The organism is Paenibacillus montaniterrae (genome assembly GCF_018403185.1).
Taxonomy (GTDB): Bacteria; Bacillota; Bacilli; order Paenibacillales; family Paenibacillaceae; genus Pristimantibacillus; species Pristimantibacillus montaniterrae.
This window is the reverse complement of sequence record NZ_BOSE01000001.1, coordinates 728,025-752,653: the sequence shown is the minus strand read 5'-3', so window position 1 is coordinate 752,653 and position 24,629 is coordinate 728,025. Positions and strand designations below refer to the sequence as shown.

The following is a 24,629-nucleotide window of genomic DNA, read 5'->3' as shown; positions in this document are numbered from 1 at the left end:
TGTAGCATGAATGGAGCGAGAAATGAAGTAGGTTCACACCATTCCAAGCCATTTAATCGGGAATTGAAAGCTGTTTGATGAACGGGGCAACGTCTTCATGGATATGGAAAAAGAAAGGGCGTTTTTCTTCATCAAAGACGAGCAGCAGCGGCTCTTCGTTCGTGTCGCGGTAATAAAACAGAAAAATTTCCTTTACTTTTAGCTTAATATGCCCGACATTAAGCTCCTGCACTGGCTCAATTGGAACTCGGACGATGTAGGTGGCTTTCATATTCGGTTGAACCTCAGGCGCCAGGCTTGTAATATCCGCCAGCCATTTTTTAGCTTCCGCCTGGAATTGCGGACTATTCGCTACCGAAAGCACAACGCGAGACTTGGCGACATCAAACACCTGTACCTGATTGTTTTGGTTCGCAGTTTGCTCGGTCATAAATTGTACGGGTATGCTTTCCCAGTCCAGCTGAGCAGGAAGCTGATTTTGCTCCGGTACCGCCGCATTGGAAGCAGGAATATAAGTGGCGAAAAGGGCGAGCATAAGCACAGTTGACATAAGCCATTTCACAGTGAATCACTCCTCTAAAATCGTTTTGTCTTGTTTTGTATGAGACAGCTCTGACAGCTCATTGAACTTGACTTTGCTTAGCTTACCCATCTTGACATGTCGTCATGACGATGTATGATAAGGGAAATGTACCAATCTATAGGAGGCACTTCCGCATGAGTCAAATCTTGAAATTTGCCATTATTCAAATGAATATAAAGGTGGGCGATGTTGCACACAATACAAATACATTGCAAACAAAATTAATGGAGGCTGTTTCAGGCGAGGTTAAGCCAGATGTTGTTATTTTCCCTGAGATGTGGAATACAGGCTATGCTTTGACTGAAATCGACCAGCTAGCTGATGAAAACGGGCAGCAGACGATTGAGCTTCTTTCGCGCTTCGCCAAGCAGCATCAAATAAATATTGTGGCAGGCTCGGTTGCGCAAAAAAAAGAAGGCGGCGTATATAATACGATTTTTGCCTTTGATCGTGAGGGACAACTGATTAATGATTACTCCAAGCTCCATCTGTTTCGGCTAATGGACGAAGAAAAGTATTTGCAGGCAGGAGACAAGCTTGGTTTGCTTGAAATCGATGGCGTACAGGCGGGCATGTTGATTTGCTATGATATTCGTTTTCCAGAGCTGGCTCGTTCGCTTGCCTTGCAGGGAGCGCGCGTACTGTTCGTTCCAGCGCAATGGCCGAAGCCGCGCTTGCAGCATTGGCGTACGCTGCTAACCGCCCGCGCCATCGAAAATCAAATGTATGTGGTTGCTTGCAATCGGATGGGCGTAAGCGGTGAGAGTGAGTTTTTCGGTCATTCAATGGTCATTGATCCGTGGGGCGAAATTATCGTGGAGGCAGGAGAGGAAGAAACGATCCTGTACGGTGAGATCGATCTTGCGCTCGTTGAAAAGGTGCGTTCAACGATCCCGATTTTTGAGGATCGCCGGCCAAGCTTCTACGAGACGGTTATTAAATAGAAGCAAGTCAAAATCAGGGATAGAAGGGGGGCTTTAAGCAAAAACAAGCCCCTAAAATAAATGCAACTGCGAAGGAGCGAAGCAATATCGAAATAGTGCGCTACGCGTCATCCATCTTCGATTCAAGCTCTTTTAGCAGTTCATTTTCATTAATCGTTTCCTTTAAAGTAGTGATGAACGCTTGCGCAGCCTTCGATAAATAGCGTCCTTTGCGCGAGGCGATGACTAGCGTACGCGTTGGACGCGACTTGATTCGGAGATAAACCGGCGTATAGTTGGTAATCGTCGTCCGCGTCAGCATGTTAGGGACGAAGGCAATTCCCATTTCGCCTGCGACCAGAGCCTGAACGGTTTCAATATTTGTGCTCTCAAAGACGATGTTTGGCGTGAAGCCGGCATTTTCACAGAGCTCTACTGTAATTTGCCGGAAGCCCTGACCGCGCTTAAGCGCAATAAATGGCTCATCCTTCAGCTCGAGCAGATCAATCGGCTCGCGAACAGCGGCAAGTCGATGATTTTGCGGTACAGCGAGACAAATTTCCTCTTCCATATAAGGCTCGCAGCTTAAGTTGGCATCTATTAGCGGCAGCGTCAAGAGACTGACATCAGTTCCGCCGCTCGCTGTCAGCTGCTCCAGCTTTGCTGTTGTTTCCTCTACTAGCACGACCTCGATTTGCGGATACTGCGCACCAAAGCGCGGCAGCACCAGCGGCAAAATATGTGCGCCTGTAATGGGCAGCGTACCGACTACAAGCTTGCCTTTGCGCATTTGCGCCATATCGTCCATTTCCTGACGCAATTGCTCGACTGCATCCAATATTTCCTGCGCCTTGCCGACAAAAACCTCGCCCGCCTCGGTTGGCTCCACGCTGTTCGTCGTGCGGCGAAACAGCATGACATTCAGCTCCTGCTCAAGCTTTGACAGCTGCTGGCTTAATGATGGCTGGGCAATATGCAGCTTCTCGGCTGCGCGCGAAAAGTTTTTTTCCTTGGCGATTTGAATGACATAGTTTAGTTGGCGTAATTCCATAGCAATCTCCTTTTATACTAGATTAGCAAAACTAATTGAGAAAGATTATCAAATTCAATAAAGCGTCAAGCTTTAATAGGATTTGCCTATAGCGTCTATAGTTATTATATCTTAGAATTATGAAAAAAGACATGTTATGATTACATTAATACAAAGTACGCGTTGCGCAGCAATGCTAGAATCGATAGAGGTGAGTTTAATGGCGAAAAGAACGATGTTCGAAAAAATTTGGGATAATCACGTCATTCATTCAGAAGAGGGTAAGCCAAGCATTTTGTATATTGACTTGCATCTTGTTCATGAGGTTACATCCCCACAAGCATTTGAGGGGCTTCGCCTGTCAGGACGCAAGGTTCGTCGTCCGGATCTAACATTTGCAACAATGGACCACAACGTTCCTACATTTGATCGTTTTAATATTAAGGACCCGATTTCCAAGCAGCAAATTGATACGCTAACAAAAAACTGTCAAGATTTCGGTGTGAAATTGTACGATCTTAACACATTGGATCAAGGGGTCGTGCACGTTATGGGACCTGAGCTTGGTCTGACTGCACCAGGCAAAACAATTGTATGTGGCGACTCTCATACATCTACTCACGGCGCTTTCGGTGCTTTGGCATTCGGTATCGGAACTTCCGAGGTTGAGCATGTGCTTGCTACGCAATGCTTGCAGCAATCCAAACCGAAAACGATGGAAGTTCGCTTCGTCGGCAAACGTAAGCCAGGCGTAACAGCTAAGGACTTGATTCTTGGCGTTATTGCGAAATACGGTACAGATTTTGCAACAGGCTATGTTATCGAATATACAGGTGAAGCAATTCGCGAGCTTTCTATGGAAGAGCGCATGACGGTATGCAACATGTCAATTGAAGCTGGCGCTCGCGCTGGTTTGATTGCACCTGACGAAACAACGTTCAACTACTTGCGTGGTCGCGAGTATGCACCGAAAAACTATGAAGAGGCTGTTAAAGTATGGGCAGAGCTTAAAACAGACGAAGGCGCAACCTACGATACAGTTGTAGAATTCGATGTTGATTCGCTTGTGCCGCAAGTAACTTGGGGTACTAGCCCGGGTATGGGTACTGACATTGAGTCTGCTGTTCCTAACCCGGCTGATATGGCAACAGAAAACGAACGCAAAGCTGCTGAAAAAGCGCTTGAATATATGGATCTTAAACCAGGCACACCGATGACAGACATCGCGATCGACTACGTATTCATCGGCTCTTGTACCAATGGTCGTATTGAAGACCTGCGCGCTGCAGCAGAAATCGCACGCGGCTACAAGGTTGCTGACAATGTAACTGCAATCGTCGTTCCAGGCTCTGGACGCGTTAAGGTTCAGGCTGAAAAAGAAGGTCTTGATGTCATTTTCAAGGAAGCAGGCTTTGAATGGCGTGATGCAGGATGCTCCATGTGCCTAGCGATGAACCCGGACGTGCTTAAGCCAGGTCAACGTTGTGCATCAACATCCAACCGTAACTTCGAGGGTCGTCAAGGACGTGGCGGTCGTACGCACCTAGTATCTCCAGCTATGGCTGCAGCTGCTGCAATTAAAGGACATTTCTACGATGTTCGTAAATGGGATATTAAAGCGCCAGTAGCGAACTAATCGCTCATAATAGAGAGGGGTAAAGTGAAATGGAAGCATTTATTAAACATACAGGTATCGTAGCGCCAGTTGACCGCGTCAACGTTGATACGGATGCGATTATTCCAAAGCAGTTTTTGAAACGTATTGAACGCAGCGGATTCGGACAGTTTTTGTTCTATGAGTGGCGTTTTGATGAGGAAGGCAATATCAATCCTAACTTTGAGCCTAACAAGCCTCGTTATAATGGTGCATCAGTCTTGATTTCTCGTGCTAACTTTGGCTGCGGATCTTCTCGTGAGCATGCGCCTTGGGCAATTCTTGACTACGGATTTAAAGTCGTTATTGCGCCATCATTTGCAGATATTTTCTACAACAACTGCTTTAAAAATGGCATTTTGCCGATCAAGCTTAGCGAAGAGCAAGTAGAGGAGCTTTTCCAACGTACAGCCAAGCACGAAGGCTACTCCTTGAATGTAGATTTGGAAAACAAGGTGCTGACAGACGAGCATGGCTTGAAGATCGAATTCGATCTTGACGAGCATCGTCGCCAATTCCTGCTGCAAGGACTTGATGATATCGGCTTGACGCTTCAGCATGAAGCATTGATTTCGGCATATGAAGAAAAACGTGCTGCCCTAGTTGTTAACAACTAATCAGCAATTTGAAAAAGCTAATAAGCGAGCGCTGCTGCTCGCCTATTAGCTTTTTTAGCTTTTTCAACTTTTTTAATATGGAATTTGCTAGAATATTGGTAGCGTTTCAATTGGTAAATTATTTGTTGAGCAAGCGCAACTTTTGTTGGATTATAGCGTCTAATCATTTGAAGCTTTATAGCACAGATTAAATCAGTCGGGGTGGGAAATGAAGAAGATTATTAGCAGTTTGTTTATTGTCGCAGGTTTATTCGTATTGTTAGGTTATGCTGGAGTTGTAAGTGCTTCAACCACACCCAAGCTTTTTATGGATGGAAAGCAGCTTGTAACTGACGTTGATCCAATTATTAAGCAAGGGACAACCCTGGTGCCGCTAGCGGTAATTTCGAGAGATCTTGGGTATGAGGTCAAGTGGGACAACAAGGCACAGCAAGCGACCGTGCTTGACAAGGAGACGTCAATCAAGCTAACGATTGGTCAAAAGGTTGGCTATGTCAACGATAAAAGCTATGAGCTTAGTCAAGCGCCCAGCTTGGTGAAAAACAGAACGATGGTTCCGATTCGCTTTGTTTCGGAGGTGCTCGGCCTTAAAGTAGAGTGGAAGCAGAAAACGTTTGAGGTGCTGCTGACAAGTCCTGTAAAGCCAACACCAACGCCTACGCCGACCCTACCACCGACCCCAACGCCAACTCCAGCTGTTCAGGAGGCTACCGTTACTGGCGTTGTGCTTAGTGAGGAAGGAAATCTTCACATTGGGTACACTGGCACGTTGGGTGATCCGAAGGTTATGCTATTGCCAGCGGATGCCAACAATCCGGCGAGATTGGTCGTTGATTTGAACAATACGGGCTATACATACGAGCTTGCCAACAGCTTCATTAAAGGTCAGACCGAAGTAACGTTAAACGGCTACGCGTCGATGACGGGCTATCGCTTCTCGCAGTTTTCCAGCAATCCGCTTGTTGCACGAATCGTTGTGCTGTTGAATGATGGCGTCAACTATCAAGTAAGCAGATCGAGCAGTGAAGTGCTGATCAGCTTTAACGGCGAAGTACATGAACAACCGAGTGATCCTTCAGGTACATCCCCAACACCTACGCCGACTCCAACGCCACCAGCAACGGGCGATTCCGTCTATCATATCGTGCTGGATGCCGGACATGGCGGCAAGGACCCGGGAGCATCGAATGAAAGCTTGGGGCTGATGGAGAAGACGTTTACACTCAGCCTGACATTAAAGCTGAAGCAGCAGCTGGAGCAAAATAGCAAAGTAAAGGTGCATTTGACAAGATCGGATGATACTTATCCAGAATTGTCGGAGCGTGTTGCCTTTGCCCAGAACATTCCGGGAGTGGGCAAGAAGGCTGATGTCTTTATTTCCATTCATGCCAACAGCTTTAAGACCAATCCAGCAGTAAACGGCACTGAGACCTATTACTACAAGGAAAACAGCAAGCAGCTTGCGCAAACCGTGCATAGCGCGATGATCAGCTCATTAGGCTTGGCGGATCGCAAGGTGAAGACAGCCGGCTTTAAGGTTATTAAAGAAACGACGATGCCTGCTGTATTGCTTGAGGTCGGCTTCCTCAGCAATACTTCGGATGCTAAAGTTTTATTTGATGAAGAAAAGCAAAATAAGCTGGCCAAGGATTTGGCGGCAAGCTTGTTTCAATATCTGAACGTTTAATATTTTGCTAGATTTGTAGATTTAAAACGACATCATCGTTGAACAATGCTATAATGGATATAGTTTCGCGGGTCACACAACGTGTTGGCCCGCGTCTATAATTATAAATGATGTAGGAGGCATTCGATGCTTAATAATACGACATGGAAAAAAATTATGACTGGGGCACTTGCATTTACGCTAGTAAGCGGAGTAGCACTGCCAGTGTTGACCAAGCAGGCGCCAATTGTCCAGGCAGCCGAAGCGACAGGCATTACGCCATTTAAAGATGTTCCTGCTGGACTGTATGCTGAGAAGCATATATATCGCCTATCCTTGCAGCAAATTGTTAAAGGCTATGAAAACAAGGCAACGGGAGAATTTACGTTCAAGTACAACAATACGATCAGCCAGGAAGAAGCAGTTATTATGGCGATTCGTTTTGCAGGTCTTGAAAGCGAAGTCAATAAAAATCAATTAATCGTCTTCCAGGATGGCTTCTATGTTAAAGAAGATTATAAGCCATACATAGAGCTTGCATTTGAAAAAGGCTTGCTGAACCGCGAAGAGGAATATGCGGCAGCTGCAGCAAAGCCTGAGGAAAAATGGGGGGCTAAACCAGCTTCTCGTGAATGGGTAACAAAGCTGATCATTAATACGATTGGTGAGGAAGATAAGGCACAGCAGCTAGCTACTGCTCAATCGGCGTTTGAGGACAAGGCAGAGATTGACAGCAGCTATTTGGGCTATGTTAATGCTGCAGTAGAGCTTGGCTTGATTAAAGGCTATACAGAAACAAAGTTTGCTCCCAAATCCCCAATTAACCGCGCAAGCTTTGCCACGATACTGAGCCGCGCGCAAAAGGATTTTCCGATTGAGGCCGCTGGTCAGCATTATGGCATCGTTACTGCGTTGACTGCCAACTCCATTACCGTTTATGAGGATGGCGTGGAAAAAACGTACAGTATTGATGCATCCACAGGATTTTACAGCAGCGATTCTGATTTTGCTGTCGAAAAAAGCCGTATTGAGCTTTATACAGAGGTTGCAGTGATCGAACTGAACGATCAGGCAAAATTTATAGAAACGCAAGGCTCAACACGATATATCGAAGAAACGACAGCTCCGGTAGGCAGAATCAATACCAATGAAAAAATCATCTATATTTGGGTTAATGACAACCCGGTTGCAGTTCCATATGATGACAGTACCATCGTGCGAGATTCCGCTGGCAACCAGCTAGCTATTACGAATCTTAGGGAAGACAGCAGAATAAAAATTATTCGCGATACGTTCCGCGCTACGCCTAAGGTTATCTCGATTGAGCTAATTACGGAAGGCGAACAAGCAACAAGTACTGTTACTGGCACATATGTATCCTACATTACGTCCAACAATATGATTACGATCAAGACGGACAGCGGGCTTGTAAGCAAGTACTTGTCAAAAGCACCAACGGTCACCATTCCATATGTGAAGCATGCAACGCTTGATCAGCTAATCGCCAATGCAGACAAGGTTGTTTTAACGATGAATGGCAAGGATGAGGTTATCGACATTTCTGTGCCGTCTGTTGACCTTAAAACGCTGTATTTGCCTTCTATCGTCAGCTATGATCCAGCCAAACAGCTCGTTACTGTACTGGATGCGTCAGGCTTGAAGGCTGAAGCGCTATTCCTTACAGATGCTACACGCTATATGATCAATGGCGTGCTGGTTAATCGCAATCATTTGAGCATGAATCCGCTGGAATGGAAAGGCTTGACCTTGCGTTATGTTGAAGCTGACGGCAAAAAGAATATCGTTTACTTTGATATGATGTCTGAGGTGGATGGACTCGTTACGGATGTAAACTATTTCGATGAAATTGTCGAGCTGCAGCTTGCAGACGGAACATTGACTCAATTGAATTATAAAGGCGCGACCTTCGAAAGCTTGACCAAATCGAATTTGACGCCGCTTGATTTGAAGAAGGGCGTAAATGTAACGGCAGATTTGTCTTCCAAGGATGGATCGGTCGTAAACTTCCGTTTCTATGAGACGCATCAAGCAACGATTTCGGCGATCTCAACAGCAACGAAGCAAGTAACGTTCAAGCTGGACAACAAAACGTATTCAGTGCTTTATGATGAGGCTCAATTCGTAGATGCTTCGGGCAAAACGATTGCCTTCACTGAGCTTAAAACGAATAAAACGATGATCGTTGGCTTCTCCGGAAATCGCATTGTACGCGCCATTATGCAATAATTTTCCACCATTTAACGCAATATTTTGTGAAAACTGCCCGTTTTGGGCAGTTTTTTTATCGTTATAGACAATTGTTACTTGCCTAAGGGCTTGTTTTTCGCTAAACTTTGAACGATGGTGATGAAGTGGAGGCTTATGGATGAATGCAAAGCAAAAAATGAGACATGTCCTGGACGTACTTGCACAGATGTTTCCTGATGCCCATTGTGAGCTCAACCATAGCAATCCGTTTGAGCTGACGATTGCTGTGCTTTTATCAGCACAGTGCACGGACGAAACGGTGAATAAAGTTACAGTGAACCTATTTCAGAAGTATAAAACTCCCGCCGATTATTTATCTGTGCCGTTAGAGGAGCTGGAAAACGATATTCGACGAATTGGCTTGTTTCGCAGCAAAGCGGCAAACATTCAAAAGCTGTGTCGAATTGTAATTGATAAATATGATGGCGAGGTTCCGAATACACATGAAGGGCTAGTGGAGCTGCCGGGCGTGGGACGCAAAACTGCCAATGTTGTAATGTCCAACGCATTTGGTGTACCTGCAATCGCAGTAGATACGCATGTTGAGCGCGTTTCAAAACGGCTTTCCTTTGCCAAGCCGGATGATACAGTGCTTGTAGTAGAGCAAAAGCTGATGAAGCTTGTGCCGCGTGAGGAGTGGACGATTACTCATCACAGGCTAATCTTTTTTGGACGCTATCACTGCAAGGCGCAAAGTCCACAATGCCACATTTGTCCATTAATTGATCTTTGCAAAGAAGGTCAAAAGCGCATGAAAGCTGCTGAAGCCAGCAAGGTAAAACGAAAAACTACAAAAAAATAAGAGGATGATTGAAATGAAATGCATTTCCGTGTACACGAACAATTTTGAACAGTTTTCTGATATTTACGAGCAAGTGCTGGAAGCAGCTCCGCAAGAAAACGAGGATATTGTTATTGAAGGGATTACAGTTTGCGGCTCCGGGCATGTTCCCGTGCAATACATTGACCGTATGCGGCAGAAGCCAGAGGTTGTGGTCATGAAGGAAAAAGCTCGTGATATTATGATTTTGCAGCATGGAAATGTGTTTGAAATTTGCTTGCCGTCTGAAGAAGATGAAGTGAACGAATAGTTGCGAAAATGAGGAGATAGGCATAATGGTGACTGACAATTTGCTAGAGAAGCTAGATAAAATCTCAAGTGAAATGTCCTCACATAATGATCAGATTCATGCTCAAAAGCTAAATGAGCTAAATAGTAAGCTGACAGCAGGTCGGCTTACTATTGCTTTATGTGGACATTTTTCTGCAGGAAAATCGACGCTGTTAAATACGCTTTGCGGCGCGCGGCTGCTGCCGTCAAGCCCGATTCCAACAAGCGCAAATGTGGTAACGATTGCGTATGGAGAGGAAAGCAAGGCGGTTGTGGAGGTATCCAGTAACGGTGAGCTGCGCTATGATGAAGTCGCGATTGACCAATTGGATGCATACTGCAAGGATGGAGAAATGTATGTCTCGGTTCAGCTGCAATACCCGAGCCCGCTGCTGAAAAGCGGCGTCGTGCTGCTTGATACGCCAGGCATCGATTCGACCGATGCAGCGCATAAGCTGGCAACAGAATCTGCGCTTCATATGGCGGACGTCGTCTTTTATGTGATGGATTACAACCATGTTCAGTCAGAAATTAATTTCTCGTTCGCCAAGGAGTTGCGCGAATGGGGAAAGCCATTATATTTTATTGTCAATCAAATTGATAAGCATCGTGAGGAAGAGCTTAGCTTTGAGCAGTACGAGCAAAGCGTGTATGATGCTTTTTTAGCATGGCATTTGGAGCCGGCAGGCATTATTTATTTGTCTTTGCGCCAGCCCAACCATCCCCATCATCAGTGGGAAAGCTTGCTTAAGCTTATCACGGACCTGCAAAAGCAGCAGGAGAAGCTGACGAAGTACAGCGTATGGAGCTCGCTTGAGCATATGACGCAAAGCTTTTTGGCAGAGCAGCTTGCTGCAATTGAGCCGCAGAAGGAACGATTGCTGCAGCAAATAGGGGGCTTGGAGGCGCTGCACAGCCTGGAGCAGGAGCAGCAGCAAACACAGCAGTCGATCAAGCAATTAACCGAGCAGATTGAGCAATATCCAGTTGTGCTGCGTAAGGAAGTAGAAGGGCTGCTTGACAATGCCAATATTACACCTGCTGCTTTACGGGATTTGGCGCAGCTCTTTTTGGAGACGCGCAAGCCGGGCTATCGTGCAGGACTGCTTGCCTCCAAGCAAAAAACAGCGGCGGTTCAAGCAGAGCGCATGCAAGCATTTTTCGTGGAGCTCGCCAAGCTTTGCGAAGCGGCGATTCAATGGCATTTGAATGGTTTGCTGCGGCGTGCTGCCGAGGAAATTGGCTTTGATCGCGAGCAGCTGGAGAGCTTGCTGCAGCAGCTGGTGCAGGCGGCGCCAACCGAGCAGCTGCTGCTTGATAGCATCAACCCGGGAGCAGTGTTCGGCAATGAATATACGATGACCTACAGCAAGGATTTGGCGGCTGCTATTAAAGGGCGTTACCGCCGAGCAGCGCTATCCATCATTGATGACCTGTGGCAGCATGCGCGCATCGCACAAGAGCAGCAGCTTGCTCAGTTGCAGGCCGAGCATGCGCAAAACGCTGAAAAACTGACATTCACCCAGCAATATCGGCAATTGGAGCAGGAGCATGAACGCTATGCAGCTCAGCTGCAGCAGTGGCTGCTGCCAAAGCAGCCGATGCCTGAGCTGCCTGAGCCTGCCAAGCTGCAGGAAGGCGTTAGCGATGGCATCAGCTTTGTCGAGCAGAAGCAGCAAATTAATTTGAGCGCATTGTCAGAAGCGGAAGCGCGGCAAGCCGCTGGCAAGCCTGCTGGAGAGCAGCTTAACCGCGAGCAGCTGGTCAATGCTTTGGAGCAAAGCTCGCTGCTGCTAGCCGGGATAGAGGGCATGGAGCAGATGGTGGAGGAGCTGCAGGAGAAGGCGCGCCGTCTTGAAAACCGCAGCTTTACGATTTCATTATTTGGCGCCTTCAGCGCAGGCAAATCATCTCTGGCCAATGCATTAATTGGCGAACGGCTGCTGCCAGTCAGTCCGAATCCTACGACGGCGGCGATTAATAGCTTGCTGCCGCCAGACGCCGAGCATGCTCATGATACAGCGACGATTTACATGAAGCCGCATGAGCTGATGCTGGACGATATTTCTTATTCCTTGAAGCTGCTTGGCTATGAGCTGTCAGAGCAGCAAAGTCAGGATCAGGCCTATCTGTTTAAGCTGATTGATGCGATCAAGCCGGAGTCGATCCACAGCAGCGGCAGAGCGCACTACAGCTTCGTCAAGGCGGCTCGCCAAGGCTGGGAGGAGCAGCAGGCATGGCTGGGCAAGCAGCGCACAGTAGATCGTCAGCTCTATCAGGCGTATGTTGCCGAGGAGCAGCGCTCCTGCTTCGTAAGTGAAATTAAATATTATTACGATTGCATCCTAACAAGAGCGGGCATCGTGCTCGTTGATACACCGGGAGCCGATTCCGTAAATGCTCGCCATACAGGCGTTGCCTTCAACTATATTAAAAGCACGGACGCCATTTTGTTTGTGACGTACTATAACCATGCATTTTCCCATGCGGACAGCCAGTTTCTCGATCAGCTTGGCCGCGTGAAGGATCAATTTGAGCTGGATAAAATGTTTTTCATCGTCAATGCGGCTGACTTGGCAAGCAACCAGCAGGAGCTGCTGGGCGTGCTTGAGCATGTCGAGCTTAATTTGAATCGTCACGGCATCATTAAGCCGCGCATGTTCCCTATATCCAGCCTCAATGCGCTTGAAGGGAAGCTTGGCGGTGATGAGCAGCTGCAGGAAGCATCGGGCATCGTCAGCTTCGAGCGGGTGTTCCAATCCTTTATACACGATGAGCTTGGTGCTCTAGCCATGCAGTCTGCGCAGCAGGAGCTGAGCAGAGCTGCTAACGTCGTCGTACGCCTGCTGGAAGGGGCGCGGACGGCGAAGCAGGATGCTGCCGGGCAGAAGGCAAGGATTGAAGCGAATTTGGCTCAGCTGGCTGCTCAGGTTAGCAAGGAAAGCGCTCAGCCGCTGCCTGGTTTAATGAAGCAGGAAATCGAGGAGCTGATATACTATATTGTGCAGCGAATCGGCTTCAGATTTGGCGATTTCTATCATTATGCTTTTAACCCTGCCGTGCTTAAGGAAGACGGCAGAGCATTGTCGCAAGCCGCTTGGACGTCATGGCGCGAGCTGGAGCGGTCCTTGGCGCTGGAGCTGCAGCAGGAGCTGCTGGCTACGACGCTGCGTGTAGAGCGGACGCTTGATCAGGAGATCCAGAAGCAGGTGCAGGCAATAGCTGCGGAGGCTGCCAGTCAGCTAGCCGGCTATCAGGCGCCGAATGCACAGAAGTCGGAGCTGCAGCAGCCAGATCAGCCTGCGGACTGGAAGCAGGAGGACGTAACGCAGAAGTGGTTGTCAGGGCGGATTAAATCGCCGAAGCAGTTTTTTGAAGGCGATGGCAAAACAAAGCTCAGAGCAGAGCTTGAGGCCTATATTTTCCCGAATATGGAGCAGTGGATGAAGCAGGTGCAAGCTAGCTGGCAGCAGCACTATGAGCAGCAATGGCAGCTTGCCTTGAGTGCGCAGCTTCAGCGCCTGGCGCAAAGCATTGAGCAGTATGGTACTCAGCAGATCAGATTGCTAGAGGATGAATCGTATGTATCCAAGCTTGAGGCTGTTCATGCCGGGATGCAGCAATTGCAGTCAATACATTAACCGAAAAAATAATCAATCTCAATTTGTGATGAAGCTTCGATTTTTCATACAGAAAAGTCGAAGCTTTTTTTTGCCTGATTTGTGTGAGATTGTGCAAAAATGAAGGAATTTGAGCATAAAAGCGAATGAATGCCATCATTTGAGAGTAAAGCATCATATTGTTCATTCATTTGCCACAAAAGGAGTCTACATGCAATCTAATCCATCAGAATGCTGTTTGCTCATCAACAAGGGAGTTGTTAATATTCTTTCATATCTAAAATAAGTGAGGAGTGACCATCTTGGAAATTCTGAGGCAGCTCAAACGATTCTATGCATCAGAGAAGAAGTTTATTGTCGGAACAATACTTTTTCTTGTACTTGCAACTGGAATTGGTCTGGTTCAGCCTTACCTCGTAAGTTATCTGATTGACTCCGTAATTATTCCAGAAAATTATGAATTGGTAGCACCTGTTGCGCTTTCCGTAGTAGGTGTCGTCTGCTTGAAGGCATTAAATCAGTTTTTGCATGGTTTTTGCGGAGGCAGACTTGGAAACCGTGTTGCAACAAAAATGAGAAACACGCTTTATGAAAAATTGAATACGCTCTCCTTTCAGTACTATGACAAAGCGAAGACAGGAGATCTTATGTCTCGCCTGACCGCTGATTTGGAAGCGATTCGCAACTTTATCGGCTTTGGCTTAGCCCAATTGCTGAATGTATTTTTTATGGTCGTACTGGGCGGAACAATGATGCTGGTGCTCAACTGGAAGCTGACCTTGATTACATTGCTTCCGGTGCCGTTGCTCTTGTTTCTGGCCTTTCGCTTTGAAGGACAAATTCATCCGATCTTTCGCGAAACGCGCAAAGCGATGAGCAACCTGACGACAGCGGTGCAAGAAAATATTACAGGCGTTCGTACCGTTAAATCATATGCGCAGGAAGACTTTGAAGTGAATAAATTTTCCGAGCGCAGCGAGCAGTTCCGCAGCAACCAAATCGAAGCCTCGACCAAGTGGGCGACATTTTTCCCGATGATGGAAACTGCGGCGAATTTGTGTGTTATTGTGCTGTTCGTTGTAGGCGGTATCATGGTTATAAACGGTGGCTTCTCACCAGGAAACTTCGTCGCGTTTTTCAGCTTGATCTGGTACATTATCGGACCGATGTGGGGACTAGGCTTCCACATCAACAACTACACTCAGTTCAAAGCATCCGGTGAACGCGTGTTAACGCTGCTGAACGAACCGATTCACATTAAAAATGAAGGCAAAGCGCTTAAGCTGGATGCCAGCAGCACAAAAGGCGATGTCAGCTTTAATGATGTAACCTTCAACTATCCGGACAAAAAGCCTGCTATTCAAAATATTTCGATTAACGCTCCAGCAGGTACGGTAATCGGCTTGCTTGGCCCAACCGGCGCAGGTAAATCAACGATTATTCAGCTGCTTATGCGCGCCTATGACGTGAAGCATGGCTCGATTACCGTTGATGGCGTGAATGTGAAGGATCTTGATGTTCAATCGCTAAGATCGATTATTTCACCGGTATTTCAGGAAACCTTCCTGTTCTCGGCTACGATTCGCGACAATATTGCTTACGGCATTGCTAATGTAACGGATGAGCAAATTGTTGAGGCAGCCAAGCTTGCCAAGGCGCATGACTTCATTATGGAGATGCCGCTGGGCTATGATACCGTAGTCGGCGAGCGAGGCATGGGCTTGTCAGGCGGACAAAAGCAGCGGATTGCGATTGCACGCGCCTTTATAAAAAATCCGAAAATACTCATTCTCGATGATGCGACAAGCGCGGTAGATATGGAAACGGAGCATGAAATTCAAGCTGGCTTCAAGCAGCTGATGGCAGGCAGAACGACCTTCATCATTGCCCATCGCATATCATCTTTGCGCTTTGCCGATGAAATTATTGTGCTCGATCAAGGACATATCGTACAGCGCGGCACACATGATCAGCTAGTGCATCAGCCTGGGCCTTATCGCGAGACGTATAAAATTCAATTTGCCGATTTTCCAGGCGAGCTTGAGGTTGCGGCTGGACAAAAGGAATAGCCCAGCTTTTGCTCAAGTGCGGAACAAATTAAAGGAACGAGCCATTGGAACGAGTTACAATTAGCTTAGCCACTGGGACGCAGCTTTGAACAAATAAGTTTTTAGGAGGTGGAGGCAGCTTGGCTAATAAAGCAACTGCTGACAGAGCGGTCAAACGAGATCGCTTTGTCTATACCGATGATGATGTAATCGAAAAGAGCTTTAACTGGGAACAGATGCGAAGGCTGTACACGTATATGAAGCCGCATAATCGCGAGCTGATTCCTGTACTTATCGTGATGGTGATTGGCACGCTGACACGGTTGGGAGTGCCGCTATTAATCTATTATGCAATCGACCATATTATTTTGCCGGATACCGGCTCAGGCAATACGACTCATCTGTGGCTGCTAGCTGCGCTGATGCTGGGCATGTACGTCGTGCAAATGATTGCTACTCACTTTCGTATTAAGCAAACAAATATTATCGGGCAAAAGGTATTGCTCAGCATCAGAAGTCATATTTTCACCCATATTCAAAAGCTGAGCTTCCGTTTTTTCGACAAGCGCCCGGCTGGTTCTGTACTAGTACGCGTAACGAATGACGTAAATGCGCTGCAGGATTTGTTTACGAACGGCGTAGTGAACCTGTTGATGGATATTATTCAGCTAATCGGCATTATCGTTATTTTGCTTGTTATGAACTTCAAGCTTGGTCTTGCCGTAATGGTGACAGTTCCGATTATGTTCTTCGTATCGACCTCGCTGCGCAAAAAAATTCGCTTCGCGTGGCAGGAAGTGCGGATGAAAAACTCGCGCATCAACTCTCACTTGAATGAGAGCATTCAAGGGATGAAGGTAACGCAAGCCTATGTGCAAGAGAAAAACAACATTGAGTTTTTCAGACAAATGAATGAGTCAAATCTGAAGTCCTGGAATCGCGCTTCAGCGCTGAACCAAAGCTTTGGGCCGATTATTGAGGTAACGGCAGCGATCGGAACATGTATTTTGTACTGGTACGGTACGCATCTCATTAAAAATGATGCTTTTACAGTCGGCTTGCTAGTTGCATATTCGACCTATATGGCTCATTTCTGGGATCCGATCAACCGCCTCGGCCAGCTTTATTCGCAGCTGCTCATTGCGATGGCGTCGTCGGAGCGAATTTTTGAATTTATTGATGAGCAGCCAACGGTATCGGAGAAAGAGGATGCAAAGCCGCTGCCGCAAATTCAAGGTAGCGTTCGCTTTGAAAATATCGTATTTGAATACGAGAAGGATCGTCCAGCTTTGAAAAATATTTCGATAGACGTCAAAGAGGGGCAATCGATCGCGCTTGTCGGTCATACCGGCTCAGGTAAAAGTACGATTATTAATCTGCTGTGCCGTTTCTACGATCCGGTAGAAGGTCGCGTATTGATTGACGGCATCGACATCCGCGATATTACGCTGGAAAGCTTGCGCAAGCAGGTTGGTCTGGTTATGCAGGATACATTTATTTTCTCGGGCACGATTCGCGACAATATCCGCTACGGCAAGCTGGATGCTACGCATGATGAAATTGTGCGAGTGGCCAAGGCCGTTAATGCCCATGACTTTATTATGAGCTTGCCGGACGGCTACGACACGCAGGTCGAGGAGCGAGGCAATATGCTGTCAATGGGGCAGCGTCAGCTTCTGTCCTTTGCACGCGCGCTGCTGTCCAATCCTAAAATTCTTATATTGGATGAAGCGACAGCAAGCATCGACACCGATACGGAGCTGAAAATTCAAGAAGCGCTTAAAGTGCTGCTTAAGGGCCGGACTTCCTTTATGATCGCCCATCGCTTGTCAACCATTCGCAATGCGGATGACATAATTGTGCTCGATCATGGACGCATCGTAGAGCAGGGCAATCATGAACAGCTTATGGCGCAAAAAGGGGTTTATCACGGACTTATTCAAGCGCAATATCGCTTCGTATAATCGCGTTAATTTACAATATTTCATGCAATAGCAAGCAAGCTATAGCAAGAGCCTTCAGAGCAAGTCGCGACGAGTGTATTAATTCGTTCGGCGTTGCCTGAAGGTTCTTTTTGTTGGACATGCAAATGCTTGAAATTCGACTTGGTGATCCTTTATCGCACCAATCGAAGCAGCCCCTTGAATTGATTCAACTATTCGCTTATTCGCTGCTCCTTACGGTTCACTTGCCTCAGCAAATAATTCCTTGAGCATCTTATCCTTATGATTCAAAAACTCCTTCATAATCAGAAAATGATCGGTTTCTTCAAGCATCTGAACTTCGATGCCATCCGGCGTTAGATTGTATATAATCGAATCCGGATACGCCATGAGGATCGGGGAATGAGTTGCAATAATAAATTGGGAGTTTTGCAAAACAAGCTCATGGATTCGTGTCAGCATCGCCATCTGTCGAAGCGGCGACAAGGCGGCCTCCGGCTCGTCGAGGATGTATAGTCCTTCCCCTCCGAACCTATGAACGAAAGTGGCGAAGAACGATTCTCCGTGAGACTGCTCGTGCAAGGACTTGCCGCCATACGAATCTTTAATAGGAGGTCCGAAAGAAGGCTGGCTGTCCAGCTCATCAATCGTCGTGGCGAGATTGTAGTAGCTTTCTGCCCGGAAGAAGAAGCCATCCTTCGGACGTCGCGGACCTTTGATCAATTGGATGTAGTCAAATAAGCTCGAATGGGTAGCACGAGTCGAAAATGAAAAGTTCATCGTCCCGCCTTCAGGATTAAACCCCCATGCGACGGCAATGGACTCCATTAGTGTAGACTTGCCCATGCCATTTTCGCCTACGATATAGGTTACCTTAGGATGAAAACTCAGCGTAGTGAGGCTGCGAATGACTGCCAAATCAAAAGGATAACGATTGTAATCGGGAATTTGCTGCTTTTTGAGCTGAATTTGTCGTAAAAAGGGATGCTGTACATTCAATTCGGTTCCCTCCCATTTATGGAATTATCCGCTTCTTTAACCTTACCTTACGCGCGAGTCTCATGCAAACTAGCGACTGAAAACGCGCGGCTAAATTTAAAAGTTAGTTGATTTTTACTGTCGAAACCTCAATAATGAAAGAATAATGATCGAAACGTTTTAGGAGGAATAAAGTTATGTATGGTGCGCCTTATTCAAGTCAGGCAAAGAAAATGCTGCTGCTTGGCTCTGGTGAGCTGGGCAAAGAGGTAATTTTGGAAGCGCAGCGTCTCGGGATAGAAACGATTGCCGTGGACCGTTATGAGCATGCGCCGGCGATGCAGGTTGCGCACCGCTACCATGTGGCGAATATGCAGGATGGAGCAGCGATTCGGGCAATTATTGAACAGGAAAAGCCAGATTACATTGTGCCTGAAATCGAAGCGATTGCAACCGATACACTTGTTGAATTAGAGGCGGAAGGCTACCATGTTGTACCGACTGCACGCGCAGCAAAGCTGACAATGGATCGTGAAGGCATTCGCAGGCTTGCTGCTGATGAATTAGGGCTGCCGACGGCGCCTTACCGCTTTGCCGATTCGCTTGACGAATTGCGTGAGGCTGCAAATGAGCTTGGCTTTCCATGTGTGATCAAGCCATTAATGAGCTCGTCTGGCAAAGGCCAGAGCATTTGCCGCAGTGAAGCGGAGATTGAGCAGTGCTGGACATATGCGATGGAAGGCGGACGGACGCAAAAGGGGCGGATCATCGTCGAGGGCTTTATTGCATTTGAATCCGAAATTACGCTGCTTACCGTTCGTTCAGTATCAGGGACAAGCTTCTGCAATCCAATCGGACATGTGCAGCGCGATGGCGATTATATAGAATCATGGCAGCCGCATGCGATGAGTGAAGCTCAGCTTATTCAGGCGCAGCATATTGCGCGAACGATAACAGACGAGTTGGGCGGTTACGGCATTTATGGCGTCGAGCTGTTTCTTACAAAGGACGGCGTGCTGTTTAGCGAAGTGTCGCCGCGCCCGCATGATACAGGGATGGTGACAATGGCCTCGCAGGATTTATCGCAATTTGCACTGCATGTGCGTGCCATTTTGGGCTTGCCAATTCCGACGATTAGACAGCTCACGCCAGCAGCAACGCATACACTAAAAGCAACGGAAGAGCTGCAAAGCTTTACGATTGGCGGCTTGGAGGAAGCATTGGCAATCCCCAATACATCCGTGCGCATATTCGGCAAGCCGGAAACGAAGCTTGGGCGCCGTATGGCTGTCGCACTATCCAGTGCTGACTCAGTCGAGGAGGCGCGGGGCATGGCGGCTAAAGCGGCAGGATGCTTAATGATAAAAAGATCAGAGTAAGCAGCTAGAACAATGAGCGGCTGCGTCTGGTTAAGTGGTCTAGTCTGGCTATGTCTAGCCAAGTTTGGCTAAGTTTGATTTTGTCTGGCTAGTCTAGCTATGTCTGACTAGTCAGGGTGTGTCTGGTTAGTCTTTCTGTGCCTAAGGAAGCTGGATAACGTTATTTGTAGCAGATGGAGCTTTTCTCAATTCTAATGAATATAGAGCGTCTTATCGAGCGATTTTTACTGAGTTGGAAGCATTTTGCTGCCCTTAACGCTATCAATATTCATTAAATTTCATATACTCAAAATATGAAAGTTTAACGTTGTCCAGATTCATTAAATCTGTAACGATAACCTAACCTTGCAGGGCTTTCTGAAAAGCCTTGTGTACTATAAGCAAGCAGGTGATATAAAATGGGTAAAAAGCAAAAGAAAAATACGGCGCAGCGCATCTATGAATCGCGGGAGCCCAAGGGCAATGAAGCAAATGCTGGCGGAGCAAGCTTAAAGGAGCTGCTCAATGCCGATACGCTGGCCAAGCTGAAGGCACAGGCCGAGCAAGCCAAGCAAGCGGAGCAGGCCAAACGTGAAGAAGAAGCTGCTCGCAAGGCAGAGCAGGAGCGGGCTGAGCGCAAGCGACTGGAAAACGATTTTAACTATCTGCTGGAGCATTCAGACCCTAACTGGAGCAAATATAAATAATAACTAGAATGATGATGGGTTGCTCAGAAAGTCAGTGAAAACTGGCATTCTAGGCAGCCCATCTTTATGCTTGAGGTTTAGCACTACAGCGCTCCGGAGCAAAGCAACCTCCAGTCGCTTTTTAAATCGTAATGCTTTTATTTTAAATTTTTAAGGTAGCATTACGATGTTAAAGGCGACCCACTTCGTTTTTCAGATGCTTTGCTCCTCCGCTGGTGCTTTTTTGAGGGCAAGATCAAGAAGCTTGGACGCTAGTAGAAAATGAGGAGCGCAGCGTAGATACCTGCTACGTGAGCACCGGAATTTTCGCTAGCGTCCAAGATTCGCCGCCGACTACGCTCCAGCGCAGATCATCGTCATCAAAGTCGAGCATTTTGAACTACCGCTCCAATGAAAGTTCAAAAAGCTCGGCTTTCAGGACCAAGAAGATGGCGTGCTAGTAGAAAACGAGGAGCGCAGCGTAGGCACCAGCTACGTGAGCACCGCAGTTTTCGCTAGCGCGCCATATTCGCCGTCGAATTCACTGCAAAGCATTACATCGTCATCAAAGTCGTGCTTTTTGAACATCCGCTCGAAAAAGAGGAACGTTTTCTGGGCTACTGTCATACCCTACTTAAGAACAGAAAGGGAGGATGATCAGGATGCAAATTGCTGTACGTCCAGGCGATTCGCTATGGGGCTATAGTGTGATGTTCGATGTGCCGCTGCAGCTCATTTTAGATAGCAATCCTTCACTCGGAACGACTTTGCAGGTAGGAGACCTGGTTCAAATTCCTGGCTATATATGGCATGAGTATACAGTTGTAGCAGGGGATACGCTTTGGAAGATTGCACGGCAAAACAATATTCCGCTGAATTTGCTGCTGCAGTCCAACCCTACACTGGAAACGGAGCAACTGCAGATCGGCACGAAAATAATGCTGCCGCATCGTGTGACGGGGCGCGTTATAAACGGAAATAAAAACTACACATATGATCAGCTGCTTCAGGATATTGAGCGGCTTCGTCAAGTTTATCCAAATTTGACTACACAAAGCATTGGCAGCAGTGTGATGGGTAAAGATATTATTGAGCTGAGAGCGGGCAGCGGTCCAAGCGAGATTCATTTTAACGCAGCAATGCATGCGAATGAATGGATTACTGCTGGCGCGCTTATGCAATTTATTAACGATTTTATGCTGGCTGTTACGAATAGTCAGCCGTTAAATGGACAATATGTGTATCCGTTGTACAGCATGAACACGATTTCGTTTGTGCCTATGGTTAATCCGGACGGCGTCAATCTGGTTATTAACGGAGCGCCTGCAGAGGAGCCTTATCGCTCACAGGTGCTGCAGATCAATGGCGGTTCAACGGATTTTTCAGGCTGGAAGGCTAATATTCGCGGCGTAGACCTTAACAAGCAGTTCCCTGCGTTGTGGGAGGTCGATGCTGTCAAGGGTCCGCAGCAGCCAGCTCCGCGGGATTATTCGGGCGAAGCGCCGCTCACAGAGCCAGAGGTGCAGGCGATTGCGGACTTGACAAGGGAGCGCAGCTTCAATCGCGTTTTGGCGCTGCATACCCAAGGAGAAGAGATTTATTGGGGCTTTCAGGGGCTCGAGCCGCCTGAATCAGAGCTTTACGCACAGCGTATGGCGGCTGCCAGCGGTTATCAGGCTGTACGCAATGTAAACAGCACAGCAGGCTACAAGGATTGGTTTATCCAGGATTGGCGCAGACCTGGCTTTACAATTGAGCTGGGCTCCGGGCAGAACCCGCTGCCGCTATCCCAATTCCCGAGTATATCGCAAGCGACAACTGCAATATTGCTTGAAGCAATGAAAAGTGCCTATAGCTAGGGCGTGACTGGGAACTCTGAGGACCTAAAGGACAGAATAGCAAGCAAACAGGCTATGGAGCGAAGCTGATACAGCCTGCTTGCTTGCTAAAAATTTAAAAATCATATAGAATGTTTGTTCGTATCAAGATACGCTAAGAAATTGGTCGAAAGCACTATTTTTGTGCATAAGCAAATCTTAATGTTTGCTATATTCGCCAATTTCGTACTATATTGTAGGTATGCTCGCTTTACGTGGACAAGTATTTACTCTAAAATACTTAAAGATATGACAATGACTGGTTATTGATTGGGGGAAGATCATGGCAGAGCAAATCGATCTTTTTAAGGAAGCAGAAAAAGAAAATCAATACGGTGCAGATGATATACAAATATTAGAAGGATTAACGGCAGTACGAAAACGTCCGGGGATGTATATTGGCAGCACAGGAAATTCCGGGCTGCATCATCTTGTATGGGAAATCGTCGACAATGCGGTTGATGAGCATTTGGCTAAATTTTGCACGGCTATTGATGTTACAATACATAAAAATGGTTCAATTACGATTTTGGACAATGGACGCGGCATTCCGACTGCGATGCATAAGTCTGGCATTCCTACACCGCAAGTTGTATTTACGATTTTGCATGCTGGCGGCAAATTTGGCGGCGGCGGCTATAAAAAATCAGGCGGCTTGCACGGTGTAGGCGCTTCCGTGACCAATGCGCTCTCGGAGTACCTGGAAGTAGAAATATTTCGCGAAGGAAAAGTTTATAAGCAGCGCTTTGAATATTGGGTAGACAAGAAAGGAAAAGAGCATGTTGGCGAGCCGGTAACGGGACTGGAAGTGATCGGCAACAGCAATCGCACAGGTACAAAGGTTACGTTCAAGCCCGATATTCGGGTGTTCCAAAACGGCATTTCCTTCAATTATGATACGCTGGCAGAACGGCTGCAGGAAATCGCTTTTCTTAATTCCGGCCTGAAGGTGACGATTAAGGATGAGCGTACGGGCTCGCAGGATGTATTTCATTATGAGGGCGGCGCAAGCCAATTTGTTGAGTTTTTGAACGAAGGCAAAACGGTGCTGCATGAGGTTATCCATTTTGCAGGAGAAAAGGATGATATTGAGGTTGAAATCGCCTTTCAATACAATGATGGCTATACCGAAACGATTGCATCCTTCGTAAACTCGATCCCGACTCGCGGCGGCGGTACGCATGAAACGGGCTTCAAGGCAGCCTATACGCGCGTAATGAACGACTATGCGCGCAAGGTCGGCATATTGAAGGAAAAGGATAAAAATCTTGATGGCAACGATTTGCGTGAAGGCATGATCGTCGTAATCAATACTAAAATGGCCGAGGTCGAGTTTGTCGGACAGACGAAGGATCAGCTCGGCAGCTCGTCTGCGCGCGGTGCAGTGGATACGGTAGTAACCGAGCGGATGAATGTGTTCCTTGAAGAAAATCCGCAGGTTGCACAATCGCTGCTGAAAAAAGCGGTGCAGGCAGCGAAGGCTAGAGAGGCTGCCCGCAAGGCGCGCGAGGAAATTCGCTCTGGCAAGAAGCGCAGCGAGAGCTCCAACCTTGGCGGAAAGCTGACGCCTGCACAATCGAAGGATTATAGCCGCAATGAGCTGTTTATCGTTGAGGGCGACTCCGCCGGCGGCTCAGCCAAGCAAGGGCGTGACTCCAAGCATCAGGCGATTTTGCCGCTAAAGGGCAAGCCGATGAATCCGGAGAAGGCAAAGCTTGCCGATATTATGAAAAATGATGAGTATCGCGCGATCATTTCGGCGATCGGCGCTGGAGTTGGCTCGGAGTTTGCCGTAGAGGAGAGCAACTACAGCAAAATTATTATTATGACGGATGCCGATACCGACGGCGCGCATATTCAAGTGCTGCTGCTGACGTTCTTTTATCGCTATATGCGTCCGCTCATTGACAATGGACGTGTCTACATCGCTCAGCCGCCGCTTTATAAAATTACGAAGAAATCCGGCAAGCTGAGTACGGTTCGCTATGCGTGGACTGATGAGCAGCTGCAAAATTATGTGAAGGAAATGAAAGGCTACGAGCTCCAACGCTACAAAGGTCTTGGTGAGATGAACCCTGACCAGCTGTGGGAAACAACGATGAATCCAGATACACGAACCTTGCTGCAGGTGCAAATTGAGGATGCGGCTAAGGCAGAGCGCCGCGTGTCCACGCTAATGGGCGACAAGGTTGACCCTCGCAAGCGCTGGATCATCGAAAATGTTGACTTTACAGAATATGATGAGTAAGCGAGTGCTTCCGCAAGAG

18 protein-coding genes are annotated in these 24,629 nt (G+C 47.3%); 14 read left to right on the top strand and 4 right to left on the bottom strand.

The window, feature by feature from the left end; genetic code table 11:
* Positions 1-52 precede the first annotated feature (52 nt).
* Positions 53-562 carry a hypothetical protein gene (locus KJS52_RS03535; RefSeq protein ID WP_213513233.1) on the bottom strand — a complete coding sequence of 170 codons (510 nt, stop codon included), beginning with the start codon at positions 560-562 and terminating at the stop codon, positions 53-55.
* A 155-nt stretch (positions 563-717) separates the two neighbouring features.
* On the opposite strand from KJS52_RS03535, the gene KJS52_RS03530 reads away from it, so the two are divergent.
* Positions 718-1,527: a carbon-nitrogen family hydrolase gene (locus tag KJS52_RS03530; protein WP_246563095.1), complete on the top strand. Its 810-nt coding sequence runs from the start codon at positions 718-720 to the stop codon at positions 1,525-1,527.
* A gap of 100 nt (positions 1,528-1,627) precedes the next feature.
* On the opposite strand, the gene KJS52_RS03525 is transcribed toward KJS52_RS03530, so the two are convergent.
* A complete protein-coding gene (locus KJS52_RS03525; protein ID WP_213513232.1) occupies positions 1,628-2,557 on the bottom strand; it encodes a LysR family transcriptional regulator in 930 nt (309 codons plus the stop codon).
* A 199-nt stretch (positions 2,558-2,756) separates the two neighbouring features.
* Here KJS52_RS03525 and leuC point away from each other — a divergent pair, with 199 nt between their 5' ends.
* Entirely contained in the window at positions 2,757-4,172 is a 1,416-nt protein-coding gene (leuC, locus tag KJS52_RS03520) for a 3-isopropylmalate dehydratase large subunit (RefSeq protein WP_213513231.1), read from the top strand.
* A 29-nt stretch (positions 4,173-4,201) separates the two neighbouring features.
* On the top strand, positions 4,202-4,807 hold the full coding sequence (gene leuD, locus KJS52_RS03515) for a 3-isopropylmalate dehydratase small subunit (RefSeq protein ID WP_213513230.1): 606 nt from the start codon (positions 4,202-4,204) through the stop codon (positions 4,805-4,807).
* A 17-nt stretch (positions 4,808-4,824) separates the two neighbouring features.
* Here leuD and KJS52_RS03510 read toward each other — a convergent pair whose 3' ends face one another.
* The gene (locus tag KJS52_RS03510) at positions 4,825-4,974 is read right to left on the bottom strand and encodes a hypothetical protein (RefSeq protein ID WP_213513229.1); all 150 of its coding nucleotides are present in this window, start codon (positions 4,972-4,974) and stop codon (positions 4,825-4,827) included.
* A gap of 41 nt (positions 4,975-5,015) precedes the next feature.
* On the opposite strand from KJS52_RS03510, the gene KJS52_RS03505 reads away from it, so the two are divergent.
* From KJS52_RS03505 to KJS52_RS03475, 7 genes are all read left to right on the top strand, one after another.
* Positions 5,016-6,494, top strand: a complete 1,479-nt coding sequence (locus KJS52_RS03505) for an N-acetylmuramoyl-L-alanine amidase (RefSeq protein ID WP_213513228.1) — start codon at positions 5,016-5,018, stop codon at positions 6,492-6,494.
* 126 nt (positions 6,495-6,620) lie between these two features.
* Positions 6,621-8,720: an S-layer homology domain-containing protein gene (locus KJS52_RS03500; protein ID WP_213513227.1), complete on the top strand. Its 2,100-nt coding sequence runs from the start codon at positions 6,621-6,623 to the stop codon at positions 8,718-8,720.
* Positions 8,721-8,859: 139 nt separating this feature from the next.
* Positions 8,860-9,543, top strand: a complete 684-nt coding sequence (gene nth / locus KJS52_RS03495) for an endonuclease III (RefSeq protein ID WP_213513226.1) — start codon at positions 8,860-8,862, stop codon at positions 9,541-9,543.
* Positions 9,544-9,556: 13 nt separating this feature from the next.
* Complete coding sequence (locus KJS52_RS03490) at positions 9,557-9,832, top strand: NAD/NADP transhydrogenase alpha subunit (RefSeq protein ID WP_213513225.1); 276 nt, start codon at positions 9,557-9,559, stop codon at positions 9,830-9,832.
* Positions 9,833-9,857: 25 nt separating this feature from the next.
* Positions 9,858-13,493 carry a dynamin family protein gene (locus KJS52_RS03485; RefSeq protein WP_213513224.1) on the top strand — a complete coding sequence of 1,212 codons (3,636 nt, stop codon included), beginning with the start codon at positions 9,858-9,860 and terminating at the stop codon, positions 13,491-13,493.
* A 281-nt stretch (positions 13,494-13,774) separates the two neighbouring features.
* A complete protein-coding gene (locus KJS52_RS03480) occupies positions 13,775-15,541 on the top strand; it encodes an ABC transporter ATP-binding protein (protein ID WP_213513223.1) in 1,767 nt (588 codons plus the stop codon).
* A 119-nt stretch (positions 15,542-15,660) separates the two neighbouring features.
* On the top strand, positions 15,661-17,484 hold the full coding sequence (locus KJS52_RS03475) for an ABC transporter ATP-binding protein (protein WP_246563093.1): 1,824 nt from the start codon (positions 15,661-15,663) through the stop codon (positions 17,482-17,484).
* 213 nt (positions 17,485-17,697) lie between these two features.
* Here KJS52_RS03475 and KJS52_RS03470 read toward each other — a convergent pair whose 3' ends face one another.
* On the bottom strand, positions 17,698-18,462 hold the full coding sequence (locus tag KJS52_RS03470; RefSeq protein WP_213513222.1) for an AAA family ATPase: 765 nt from the start codon (positions 18,460-18,462) through the stop codon (positions 17,698-17,700).
* A gap of 176 nt (positions 18,463-18,638) precedes the next feature.
* Between KJS52_RS03470 and purT the strand changes: the two genes are divergently transcribed.
* From purT to parE, 4 genes are all read left to right on the top strand, one after another.
* Entirely contained in the window at positions 18,639-19,820 is a 1,182-nt protein-coding gene (purT, locus tag KJS52_RS03465) for a formate-dependent phosphoribosylglycinamide formyltransferase (RefSeq protein ID WP_213513221.1), read from the top strand.
* Between the two features lie 398 nt (positions 19,821-20,218).
* Positions 20,219-20,506 (top strand): YqkE family protein, encoded by a 288-nt coding sequence (locus tag KJS52_RS03460; RefSeq protein ID WP_213513220.1) that lies wholly within the window; start codon positions 20,219-20,221, stop codon positions 20,504-20,506.
* 641 nt (positions 20,507-21,147) lie between these two features.
* The gene (locus KJS52_RS03455; RefSeq protein ID WP_213513219.1) at positions 21,148-22,344 is read left to right on the top strand and encodes a M14 family metallopeptidase; all 1,197 of its coding nucleotides are present in this window, start codon (positions 21,148-21,150) and stop codon (positions 22,342-22,344) included.
* Positions 22,345-22,645: 301 nt separating this feature from the next.
* Entirely contained in the window at positions 22,646-24,610 is a 1,965-nt protein-coding gene (parE, locus tag KJS52_RS03450) for a DNA topoisomerase IV subunit B (protein WP_213513218.1), read from the top strand.
* The last annotated feature ends 19 nt before the right edge of the window (positions 24,611-24,629 follow it).

Coding starts and splice junctions, on each gene's coding strand:
- nth (WP_213513226.1), top strand. CDS start 8,860: ATGAATGCAAAGCAAAAAATGAGACATGTCCTGGACGTACTTGCACAG.
- leuD (WP_213513230.1), top strand. CDS start 4,202: ATGGAAGCATTTATTAAACATACAGGTATCGTAGCGCCAGTTGACCGC.
- KJS52_RS03485 (WP_213513224.1), top strand. CDS start 9,858: ATGGTGACTGACAATTTGCTAGAGAAGCTAGATAAAATCTCAAGTGAA.
- purT (WP_213513221.1), top strand. CDS start 18,639: ATGTATGGTGCGCCTTATTCAAGTCAGGCAAAGAAAATGCTGCTGCTT.
- KJS52_RS03500 (WP_213513227.1), top strand. CDS start 6,621: ATGCTTAATAATACGACATGGAAAAAAATTATGACTGGGGCACTTGCA.
- KJS52_RS03530 (WP_246563095.1), top strand. CDS start 718: ATGAGTCAAATCTTGAAATTTGCCATTATTCAAATGAATATAAAGGTG.
- KJS52_RS03525 (WP_213513232.1), bottom strand. CDS start 2,557: ATGGAATTACGCCAACTAAACTATGTCATTCAAATCGCCAAGGAAAAA.
- KJS52_RS03460 (WP_213513220.1), top strand. CDS start 20,219: ATGGGTAAAAAGCAAAAGAAAAATACGGCGCAGCGCATCTATGAATCG.
- leuC (WP_213513231.1), top strand. CDS start 2,757: ATGGCGAAAAGAACGATGTTCGAAAAAATTTGGGATAATCACGTCATT.
- KJS52_RS03490 (WP_213513225.1), top strand. CDS start 9,557: ATGAAATGCATTTCCGTGTACACGAACAATTTTGAACAGTTTTCTGAT.
- KJS52_RS03505 (WP_213513228.1), top strand. CDS start 5,016: ATGAAGAAGATTATTAGCAGTTTGTTTATTGTCGCAGGTTTATTCGTA.
- KJS52_RS03510 (WP_213513229.1), bottom strand. CDS start 4,974: ATGATTAGACGCTATAATCCAACAAAAGTTGCGCTTGCTCAACAAATA.
- KJS52_RS03455 (WP_213513219.1), top strand. CDS start 21,148: ATGCAAATTGCTGTACGTCCAGGCGATTCGCTATGGGGCTATAGTGTG.
- parE (WP_213513218.1), top strand. CDS start 22,646: ATGGCAGAGCAAATCGATCTTTTTAAGGAAGCAGAAAAAGAAAATCAA.